The sequence below is a fragment of the Alkalilimnicola sp. S0819 genome (assembly GCF_009295635.1).
In the GTDB taxonomy this organism is placed as follows: Bacteria; Pseudomonadota; Gammaproteobacteria; order Nitrococcales; family WHIW01; genus S0819.
In genome coordinates this window covers 1-10,052 of sequence record NZ_WHIW01000025.1, presented here as the reverse complement: position 1 = coordinate 10,052, position 10,052 = coordinate 1, and the positions used below count along the sequence as shown (strand labels likewise).

Below are 10,052 nucleotides of genomic sequence, written 5' to 3'. Positions count from 1 at the left end.
TTCGCTCAAACAGGCAACCCGCTTTTTCCCTTTCCGGCTGCGATGCTCGGCTGCATCGACGTCCGCCCCAGACCGCACCCACCCCGGAACCCCATCCGTCGGCGCAAGCTCCACCGCTGAATGCGGGGAGAGATGCGCTCGCGCCGTTGCGAAGCGCAAGCGCGGTCTCGCTTTGTTTCCCGCTGGATCGAGAAGCAGCCACCGACGTTCAGGCGTGTATCCCCATGCTTTTCGGACCGCCAGGAATGAATTGGTGGTTTCCCCCTAATCCGCGATGAACCCAAAAAAGCCCCGCGCCGAGGCGCGGGGCTTTTAGTGCATGATGGGTACCGCCTTCTCCGGCGGCATTGCCGTGGCGCTTCAGGTATTGCCTCCGCACTGCCCACAGCAGACGCTGTCGGCCTCGGGCGCTTCGGCCAGCATCGCATCCCCGCCGGCCAGAGCCGGCGAGCCCTGCTTCGCCGCCTTGCTCAGGCCCGCGGTTTCCGGCGCATCCGGGAAGAACACTCCCTTGACCACCTGCCAGGTCACCGCCACCGCGCCGACGATGAACACTACATCGCCCAGGGTGCGAACCCAGCGCAGGGTCACCAGGATGGGCTGCTGCAGGAAGGCTTCGCTGCGCGCGTACCAGAGCCCTTCGGAGGCACTGCCGACGAACTGGAAGATGCCCACCGGCAGCAGGCTGGTGAACAGCATCAGGACCAGGCCACCGTTGAGCCACCAGAAGGCGGTCTTCATCAATTTCTCGTTGAAGACCAGGCGCGGCCGGATATAGCGCAGCACCAGCAGCACGAAGCCCAGCGCCAGGAAGCCGTAGACACCGAACAACGCGGCATGGGCGTGGGTGGGCGTGGTGTTCAGGCCCTGCAGGTAGTAGAGGGAGATCGGCGGATTGATCATGAAGCCGAACACCCCCGCGCCGAGCATGTTCCAGAAGGCCACCGCCACGAAGAAGTACAACGGCCACTTGATGTTGCGCATCCAGGGGGCGCGGAACTTCAAACGCCAGTTCTCCCAGGCCTCGTAGCCCAGCACCACCAGCGGCACCACTTCCAGGGCGCTGAAGGTCGCCCCCACCGCCATCACCGGCGTGGTGGTGCCGGAGAAGTACAGGTGGTGGAAGGTGCCGGGCACGCCGCCGAGCATGAACAAGGAGGCCGAGGCCAGCGCCGCCGCGGTGGCCATGGTCCGGGAGACCAGGCCCATGCTGCAGAAGATGAAGGCCAGCGCCGTGGTCGCGAAGACCTCGAAGAAGCCTTCCACCCACAGATGCACTACCCACCAGCGCCAGTACTCCATGATGGAGATATGGGTGCGCTCGCCGTAAGCCAGCCCCGCGCCGTAGAACAGCCCGATGGCCACCACCGAGGCGGTAAGCAGCACCAGCAGGTGCTTGTCACCGCCCTGGCGCAGCGCGGGGGCGATGCCCCGCATCATCAGCACCAGCCAGAAGGCGATGCCGCCGACCTTGAGGATTTGCCAGAAGCGGCCCAGGTCCACGTACTCGTAGCCCTGGTGCCCGAGCATGAAGCTCCACTCGGCGGGCATCAGCTGGTTGATGGCCAGGAAATTGCCGACGAAGGAGCCGACCACCACCAGGATCAGTGCCCAGAACAGGATGTCCACGCCCAGCTTCTGGTACTTCGGATCCTTGCCGCCGTTGATGATGGGGGCGAGGAACAGCCCCGCGGCCAGAAAACCGGTGGCGATCCAGAACATCGCCGCCTGGATGTGCCAGGTACGCACCAGCGAGTACGGCAGCCAGTCCGAGGTCTGAATCCCGTAGAAGCCCTGCCCTTCCACCGTGTAGTGGGCGACGAAGCCGCCCAGGAACACCTGCAGGGTGAACAGCCCCACCACGGCAAGCAGGTACTTGCCCAGGGAGCGCTGGGAGGCGGTCAACTCGAAGGTGGTGAGCGGGTCGCGGGCGGGCGCGTCGGGTTCTTCCTCGCCCTCCTTGCGCAGGAAGGCCCAGCCCCAGATCAGCCCGCCCACACCGGCGATCAGGAGCACCACGCTGGCGATGGACCAGACGATGTTCTCGGCCGTGGGCTTGTTGTCGATCAGGGGCTCGTGGGGCCAGTTGTTGGTGTAGGTGGCCTCGCCCGGGTAGCGTTCGGTGGAGGCCGCCCAGGCGGTCCAAAAGAAGAAGTGCGTCATTTGCTCACGCCGGGCCTCGTCGGCCAGCGTGATCTCCTTCATGGCGTAGTTCTCACGGGTCGGCTGCAGGGCCGGGTCGCCGCCGAACAGACGGCTGTAGTAATCCGCGGTCATCGCCATGGCCCGGGCGCGTCGCTCGGAAACCACCAGGGTATCGGTGGCGGCATCCCAGGTGTTGCGGCGATAGGCCTGTTTCAACTCGTACCGCAGGGCGTTCTGCTCGCGCCCGTCGAGTTGATCGTAGGGCACGCCGTAGGTTTCCTCGGACGCCAGCTCCAGCCAGGCGAGCAGTTCCCGGTGCAGCCAGTCCGCGGTCCAGTCCGGGGCCTGGTAGGCGCCATGCCCCCAGATGGAGCCCAGTTGCATGCCCCCCACGGACTGCCAGGCGGTCTGGCCGTCGAGAATGCTGGTTTCGGTCATCAGGGTTTCACCGCTTTCGGTGATCACCTGGTCGGGAATGGGGGGCGCCTTGCGGTACACCTCCACACCGAAATACCCCAGTAGCGCAAAGGTCACCCCCAGCACCGCGATCAGGGTCCACCACAGTGTCTTGTACTTACCCATGGTTGCCGGCCACCTGCCCGTGGAAGTATGTGGAAAGAGCAGAACCCCGTTGCCGGGCAGCCGTTCGGTTCGATGAGTGCATTGGCCAGTTCATCTGGTCCCCCGTTTCGTTGTGTTGCTGTGAACCCGATACTCTGAAGATGCATTGTTGGTGCATCTTTCATGGGGGAATAATAACGCCGCGCAATGTAGCTGTATATAGCTTGCATGTTTAAGCGTGGCCGTTCCGCGCAGGAGCAGCCTGCGCTACAGATCGGGGCTTCGTTGGGAGGGAGTTACGGGACCGGGATGATCAGCCGCAGGCCACCTGGCGTTGGGAAAACGCACCGCAGACATCGCAGCGCCAGCCCCCGGCGCGGTACTGCTGCAACAACGCCTGCCGCACCGACGGGCGGTCCACCAGGCCCTCCAGGGTGATCGAAGCCAGATACCCTTCCAGCTCAACGGCGAGCTCCGCCCAGATGACCGCTTCCAGCTCGGATTGCCCGGCCTTTCCCCGGCGGGGACCGTCCACCGCCGACATCACCTCCAGCACGCTGATAGCGCCCGCCTCCCGAGCGAGCCGATAGCCCCCGCCCGGACCGGGCGTACCACGAACGAGGCCAGCGGACCGCAACCGGGCGAAGATCTGATCCACGTAAGAGAGGGAAATGTTCTGGCAGTCCGAAACTTCTACCAGCGGCACCGGCCCGGCGCCGCCATGGGCGGCCAGGTGTAACATGGCACTGATGGCGTATCGGCCCTTGCTGGACAGGCGCATGCGCTGGGTTCCGGTGGCTGCGGGGGAACCGTTACCTTAAGGCAATCGGGAAACCCTGCGCAAAGAATGAATCTTTCTGTGCTAAGGAGACACTGATCTATTCCCTGGGACGCGTGGCTACCCCAGAGAGCCTTGAAACCTGATCAGCGCTTCCCTTGATGCGGATAGACGCAGCAGAAGCCGTGCCCCACGGGACCATGGCCTTGTCCCAGACCCGGCGCATGTTCCATGGCCGCGCGCAGGTAGGCTCTGCTCCGCTCCACCGCCGGCTTTAGCGCAAGCCCCTGGGCCAGGCCCGCGGCAATGGCCGAAGCCAGGGTGCAGCCGGTGCCGTGGATGGCCCGGGTATGCAGACGTTGTTGATGGAAGCTGTGCAGCTCGCCATCGGCCAGCAGGACATCCCGCAGCTCATCCCCGGGCAGGTGGCCGCCCTTGAGCAGTACCGCACCAGGGGTGAGCGCAGCCAGGGCCCGGGCCGCTTCGGGCATGGCCCCGGCATCGGCGATGGGCTGCCCCAGCAGTGCCTCGGCCTCGGGGAGATTCGGCGTGATGAGCGCCGCCCGGGGCAGCAGCAGCTCGTGCAGCGCCGCCACGGCTTCCTCGTGCAGCAGACTGGCGCCACCCTGGGCCACCATCACCGGATCCAGCACCAAAGGAATCTCCGGGGCGAACTCGGCCAGCGCAGCCGCCACGGCTTCGACCACTTCCGCATTGTGGAGCATGCCGGTCTTGATGCAGTCGGCGCCTATGTCCTCCAGCACGACCCGCATCTGTTCACGGATGAAAGCTACCGGCACGCCGTGCACACCCTGCACGCCCAGGGTGTTCTGGGCGGTGAGCGCGGTGATGGCCGTGGCGGCGTGCCCACCCAGGGCCGTAATGGCCTTGGTGTCCGCCTGTATGCCGGCGCCACCGCCGGAATCCGAGCCGGCAATGACCAGTACGCGCCCTTGCATCTTCAGCCCTGCTCCGCTTCGTAGCGGGCCTTGACAGCGTTGCGGTCCGTCTTGCCGGCGCCGGTGAGGGGCAGCTCGGCGAGGAAAAGAACCTTGCGCGGTACCTTGTAGCTCGCCAGCTCCGCCTTGCAATACGCAATGACGTCATCCTCGCCCAGTTCCGCACCCGGGGCGAGCACCACGGCCGCCAACGGCGCCTGACCCCAGCGCTCGTCCTGGATGCCGACCACCGCGGCACTGGACACCAGGGGGTGTTCCTTGATGACGTTCTCGATCTCTTCCGGGGAAACGTTCTCACCACCGGAGATGAACATATTGTCCGCCCGGCCGACGATGTACACATAGCCGTGCTCGTCTTCCACGGCCAGGTCGCCGGAATACACCCAGCCGTCTTCCAGAAAGAGCTTGTCGGTGCGTTCGGGCTGGTGCAGATACTCCTGGAAGTTGTGGGCGCTGCGCAGGCACAGCACACCCCGCTCGCCACGCTGCACCGGCTTATGGGTGCCCTGTTCGATGATCTTGAAATCGCAGTGATAAAAGGTGGTGCCAATGCTGGCGTTGTGATCCCAGATCTGTGATAGCGGCTGGTCGATGCCGTTGTGGGCGAAGTTCGACGGCCCCGCTTCGGTGAGGCCGTAGGATTGGGTCACCGGCACGCCGCGATCGAAGAAGGGTTTCATCACGGTGGGGGCGCAGGGCGCGCCGCCGGTGGTAACACCGTCCAGGGTGTCCAGCGGGGTGTCGGCGAAGTTCGGGTGGTCCACCATGAAACGCAGCATGGCCTCCACAGCGCCGAAGTGGGTGATCTTCTCCTCGGCGATCAGCTTCAGCACCAGGCCCGGGTCGAACTGACGCAGCAGGCAAATGTGGCCACCGGAGTGGTACAGCGGCGTGAAGGTATTCCAGCCGCCCACATGGAAAAAGGGGAAGGTCAGCAATTCCCGGCTCTGGCCCATATTCCCGCCGGCGGTGATCAGGATATCGAAGGAATTCCACACCATCTGCCGGTGCGGCACGATGCACACCTTGGGCGTGGCCGTGGTGCCGCCGGTGTGGATGTAAAGAGCCACGTCGTTGAGCGCCAGGGGAATATTCACGTCCCGCGGCTCCGTGGCCAACACCGCGTCATAGTCCGAGGGGCCGTCCTCCACCCGCAGCTTGCCGCGCACGCTCTCGGGCAGCGACAGGCTGTCCACCAGCTCTTCGAACAGCCCTTCATAAAAGAAGGCCTGGGGTTGGATTCGGGCCAGCAAATCGTCCAGTTCCCGCTTGCGCAGGCGGAAGCTCAGCGGCGCGAGGATGATGCCCGCCTTGCCACAGGCCAGGTACAGATCCACCGCCTCCAGGCGGTTGCGCATGATGAAACAGACCGTGTCGCCCTTTGCCAGCCCCAGGGTGTCCACCAGGTAGGTGGACAGACGCTGCGCCCGATCATTCATCTGCGCGTAGGTGAAGCGCTGCTCTGTGGCCGGGTCATGGAGCGCTTCCCTTTGGGGGGTCAGCGCGGCGCGCCGCCCTGCCCAGTCGCCCACCCAGTTCATCGGCAAATCGTCGTAGTGCAGCGGACCCGGCATCGGGCAACCTCCCCTTTTCCATTCGGTATTCTCAGGGATCGGCGTCCCCATGTTGTGGAGCCAGATTCTGCGTCCCAGCCGGTGCCCGCGCAAGCCCCCAGGCATTTCACCGCACCGCGCGGGGCTTGTGTGCGCCGGCTGAACAGGCAGAATCATGTCCCATGAACACAGCGCATTTGATCGATATCGGCGTGAACCTCTGCCATGAATCCCTGCGCAAGGACCTGACCGGCGTACTGGAGCGCGCCCGGGCGGCCGGCGTAACGCACATGATCCTCACCGGCACCAACGCGCCCCAGAGCGAAACCGCCCTTGCGCTCGCCCGCCAGACGGGCTTTCACAGCACGGCGGGCTTCCACCCTCACCATGCCAGCGAGTTCGATGCCTCGGGGCTGGCCCTGCTGCGGGAACTGGCGTCGGCGCGGGAGGTGGTCGCCATCGGCGAGTGCGGTCTGGACTTCAACCGGGATTTCTCACCGCGCCCGGCCCAGGAGCGCGCCTTCGAACAACAACTGGAATTGGCCGCGGAGCTGCGCTTGCCGGTCTTCCTGCACCAGCGCGATGCCCACGCGCGTTTCGTCGCCATCCTGCGCGCTTATCGCGACCACCTGGTGGACGCTGTCGCTCACTGCTTCACGGGTGATCGCGGAGAACTCCGGGCCTATCGGGATCTGGATCTGCATGTGGGGATCACGGGCTGGGTCTGCGATGAGCGCCGCGGACAGGCCCTGCGGGAGGCCGTGAACGACGTGCCCGATGAGCGGCTGATGCTGGAGACCGACGCGCCGTTCCTGATGCCGCGCACCATACGCCCACGCCCCAAGCGTAACGTCAACGAACCGGCCTACCTGCCCTGGGTGTTGCAGGAGGTGGCGCGCTTGCGCGGCCAGGAGCCGGATACCGTGGCGCGCATGAGCACGCGGAACGCACGGCGTTTTTTCCGTTTGCCGGACGCTGACACGGCACTGCAGGCGCGGCCATGAGCCGCGCCCGCAGGGGGGAGCGGGCTTGTTTTCGGTTCTTCGCGGGTTGGCGGAAAACCAACAGATCCCTCGATGGTGGTGATAGGCGGGTGGGCAAGCTTGGCGCGGGCCCTGGGACGGGTACGGCCGGCGGCGGCCCACGATTTGGCACCGGGCAGCGCCCGGCGCTCCCCTGCGCTTCTCGCCGGAAGGGGGCGAGCAGCAAACTCGCTACGCTCAAACAAGCTGCTCGCTGATCCCCTTCCGGCTGCGATGCTCGGCTGCATCGACGGCCACCGCCGGCCGTACCCGCCCCAGGGCCTTCACGCTCCTGTGGGCGCTCCACGGGACCAAGACGTGGAACCCGGAAAGCCCCACCCTGATCCAGCGGGCGGGCACAAGACCGGAGCCACAGCGCCAGCTTCTGTTTTCATTTCAGATTCTCCCGCTAACCCGCGAAGAACCTTGTTTTCCGGCCCCTCAGGCTTCGGCGGTCGCCGCGCTGTCCTCGGGCACGCGCCGCGCGGCCTCTTCCAGCACTTCCACGCCGGCACCGGCGCGGTGAGCATTCTCGCTGATGTAGCGCCGCCAAGCCTTGGCACCGGGGCGGCCCTGGAACAAACCCAATACATGCCGCGCCATGGCCTGCAGGCGCAGGCCGTCTTCCAGCCGCGCCTGCACATAGGGCAGATAGGCCGCCAGCACTTCATGGCGGCTGCGCGCCGGCGAGCCATCGCCGAACAGCGCCGCGTCCCATTCGGCCAGCGCATAGGGGTTGTGGTAGGCCTCGCGACCGATCATCACCCCATCCACCCGGGCCAAGTGCTCGCGCACCGCATCCAGCCGGCTGATCCCGCCGTTGATGATGATCTCCAACTGCGGATAATCCGCCTTCAGGCGATACACCCGCGGGTAATCCAGCGGCGGAATCTCCCGGTTCTCCTTCGGGCTCAGGCCCTGCAGCCAGGCCTTGCGCGCATGCAGTGTGAAACTGCGGCAACCCGCAGCCGCCACGGTTTCCACGAAGGCGCACAAGGCTTCATAGCTGTCCTGCTCGTCCACCCCGATGCGGGTCTTCACCGTCACGGGCAGCCCACAGGCCCGCGACATGGCCGCCACGCACTGGGCCACCAGCACCGGCTCCTTCAGCAGGCAGGCGCCGAAACGCCCGGCCTGCACCCGATCCGATGGGCAGCCCACGTTGAGGTTGATCTCCCGGTAACCGTACCGTTCCCCCAGCGCCGCGGCTTGGGCGAGCTGGACCGGGTCACTGCCGCCCAGTTGCAGGGCGAGTGGTTGTTCGAAGGCGTCGAAACCGAGCAGATACGCCCGATCACCGTGGGTCACCGCCGCCGCCGTCACCATCTCGGTGTAGAGCAAGGCGTTCGGCGCGCACAGGCGCAGGAAGTAACGGGCGTGACGGTCCGTCCAGTCCATCATCGGGGCGACGGACAGGCGGCGATTGAGCGGGGTCTCGGTCTGCATGGCGCGGATTATACGGCCTGTGGGTCATGAATGCGCTGTGGCGCACAGCACGCCGGGCGACGCTGTTCCATCCTGCCCCGTAGCTGGGGCACAATCTGCCGGCCCGGCCCGTCTCGGGCGAACAAGTAACACCCACGAGCGACACCATGAGCTCCACACTGATTCTCTACGGCACTCTTGGCTGTCATCTGTGCGAGGAAGCGCTGCAGCTGGCGGCGCCGGTCGCCGAGTACGCCGGCGTTACACTGCGGGAAGTGGATATTGCCGGGGATGATGCCCTGGAAGAAGCCTACGCGCTAAGCATCCCTGTGCTGGAGCGTCAACCGCAAGGCGAGCGTCTGTACTGGCCCTTCGACCGGGCGCAGGTGGAAACCTTGCTGCGCTCATGACCCGCCGGCTGCTGCTCTGCCTGCTGCTTCTGGTCGCTGCCCCGCTCGCCCAGGCCGAGGACGCCTGGGTCCTGGTGGACACCCAGGGCCAGCGGGTGCATGTTTACAAGGGCAAGGAGCGCATCGCGCGCTTCCCGAACATTGCCATCGGCCGTAACGGCGCGGCGCTGACCCGCTTGCGTGGCGACAACACCACGCCGCTGGGCACCTTCCGCATCAGCCGCATCAACCGTGAGAGTCGCTTCCATATCTTTCTGGAACTGGACTACCCCACCCTGCCCCATGCCAAACGAGCCCTGAAAGCCGGCTTGATCGACCGGGACGCTTACCAAACCGTGCTGGATTCACGCCTGCGCTACGGCCGAGCACCGCAGAATACCCTGCTGGGCGGGCAGATCGGGCTGCACGGTATCGGCGCGGGCGACCCCTTGATACACCGACGTTTCAACTGGACGGAAGGCTGCGTGGCGCTGACCAACGACGAGATCGAAAAACTGGCTTCGCTGGTGAAAGTCGGGACTCGCGTTATTATCCGATGAAAACGGCTGTGATTCGGCTTTCATCCTGTGGCTGTTGCTTCTAGAATGACCAACGTATCAGCCAACTGAACGATGGATGGCTGACAACAACAGCAAAGGAGATTGAATATGTTGGAAAGCCTGAAGACCGCCTCCAAACTGTCTGCCGCTGCCCTGGCCCTGGGCCTGCTGGCTGGCTGCGCCGCCAACGGTAACGGCAACCTGGCTCAGCAGGTGGAAGACGCTCAGGATACTGCCAACCAGGCCCAGGCCACCGCTCAGGAAGCGTTGAGCAAGGCTGAAGCGGCCATGAGCGCTGCCAACGACGCCAAAGAAATGGCCTCCCGTGCCGAAGGCCTGGCCAAGGCGGCTCAGTTCTCCGCCGATCGCAACGAGAAGAAAATCGAGCGCGCTTTCAAGAAATCCATGTACAAGTAAGCTACGGCTTGCATGCACATGCTTCGAAAACCCCGCTACGGCGGGGTTTTTTATGAGTCATCGAGCTTTGGTGGGGTAACGGCGGCATAGGGAGCCGGCCCTGTGACTAGCCTTTTGGCGTAGGTGCCGGTTCCGGGGTGGGTGCGGCCTGGGGCGGCCCACGATTTGGCCCGGCTACGCCGGGCTCCCCTGCGCTTCTCGCCGGAAAGGGGCGGGTTGCAAACTCGCTTCGCTCAAACAGGC

Annotated in this window: 9 protein-coding genes; 4 read left to right on the top strand and 5 right to left on the bottom strand. The window is 65.2% G+C overall.

All coding sequences use genetic code 11. The features are described 5' to 3' along the window. Window positions 1-360: 360 nt before the first annotated feature. From GBG68_RS13670 to GBG68_RS13655, 4 genes are all read right to left on the bottom strand, one after another. Window positions 361-2,727 (bottom strand): nitric-oxide reductase large subunit, encoded by a 2,367-nt coding sequence (locus GBG68_RS13670; RefSeq protein ID WP_152148312.1) that lies wholly within the window; start codon window positions 2,725-2,727, stop codon window positions 361-363. Window positions 2,728-3,019: 292 nt separating this feature from the next. Further along, on the bottom strand, window positions 3,020-3,487 hold the full coding sequence (locus GBG68_RS13665) for an Rrf2 family transcriptional regulator (RefSeq protein ID WP_152148310.1): 468 nt from the start codon (window positions 3,485-3,487) through the stop codon (window positions 3,020-3,022). A 143-nt stretch (window positions 3,488-3,630) separates the two neighbouring features. Next, window positions 3,631-4,443, bottom strand: a complete 813-nt coding sequence (thiD, locus tag GBG68_RS13660; RefSeq protein WP_152148308.1) for a bifunctional hydroxymethylpyrimidine kinase/phosphomethylpyrimidine kinase — start codon at window positions 4,441-4,443, stop codon at window positions 3,631-3,633. Window positions 4,444-4,445: 2 nt separating this feature from the next. Further along, entirely contained in the window at window positions 4,446-6,017 is a 1,572-nt protein-coding gene (locus tag GBG68_RS13655; RefSeq protein ID WP_152148306.1) for a class I adenylate-forming enzyme family protein, read from the bottom strand. 161 nt (window positions 6,018-6,178) lie between these two features. On the opposite strand from GBG68_RS13655, the gene GBG68_RS13650 reads away from it, so the two are divergent. Then, window positions 6,179-7,000 (top strand): TatD family hydrolase, encoded by an 822-nt coding sequence (locus GBG68_RS13650; RefSeq protein WP_152148304.1) that lies wholly within the window; start codon window positions 6,179-6,181, stop codon window positions 6,998-7,000. Window positions 7,001-7,459: 459 nt separating this feature from the next. Here the strand turns inward: GBG68_RS13650 and dusA are convergent, their stop codons facing one another. Further along, on the bottom strand, window positions 7,460-8,464 hold the full coding sequence (gene dusA / locus GBG68_RS13645; RefSeq protein WP_152148302.1) for a tRNA dihydrouridine(20/20a) synthase DusA: 1,005 nt from the start codon (window positions 8,462-8,464) through the stop codon (window positions 7,460-7,462). A 146-nt stretch (window positions 8,465-8,610) separates the two neighbouring features. On the opposite strand from dusA, the gene GBG68_RS13640 reads away from it, so the two are divergent. The 3 genes from GBG68_RS13640 to GBG68_RS13630 all read left to right on the top strand — a co-directional run bounded on the left by GBG68_RS13640 (window position 8,611) and on the right by GBG68_RS13630 (window position 9,809). Then, entirely contained in the window at window positions 8,611-8,853 is a 243-nt protein-coding gene (locus tag GBG68_RS13640; RefSeq protein ID WP_152148300.1) for a glutaredoxin family protein, read from the top strand. Next, a complete protein-coding gene (locus tag GBG68_RS13635) occupies window positions 8,850-9,392 on the top strand; it encodes a L,D-transpeptidase family protein (RefSeq protein ID WP_152148298.1) in 543 nt (180 codons plus the stop codon). Before GBG68_RS13640 ends, GBG68_RS13635 begins: the two co-directional genes overlap by 4 nt. 108 nt (window positions 9,393-9,500) lie before the next feature. Continuing rightward, on the top strand, window positions 9,501-9,809 hold the full coding sequence (locus GBG68_RS13630; RefSeq protein ID WP_152148296.1) for an Lpp/OprI family alanine-zipper lipoprotein: 309 nt from the start codon (window positions 9,501-9,503) through the stop codon (window positions 9,807-9,809). Window positions 9,810-10,052 lie beyond the last annotated feature (243 nt).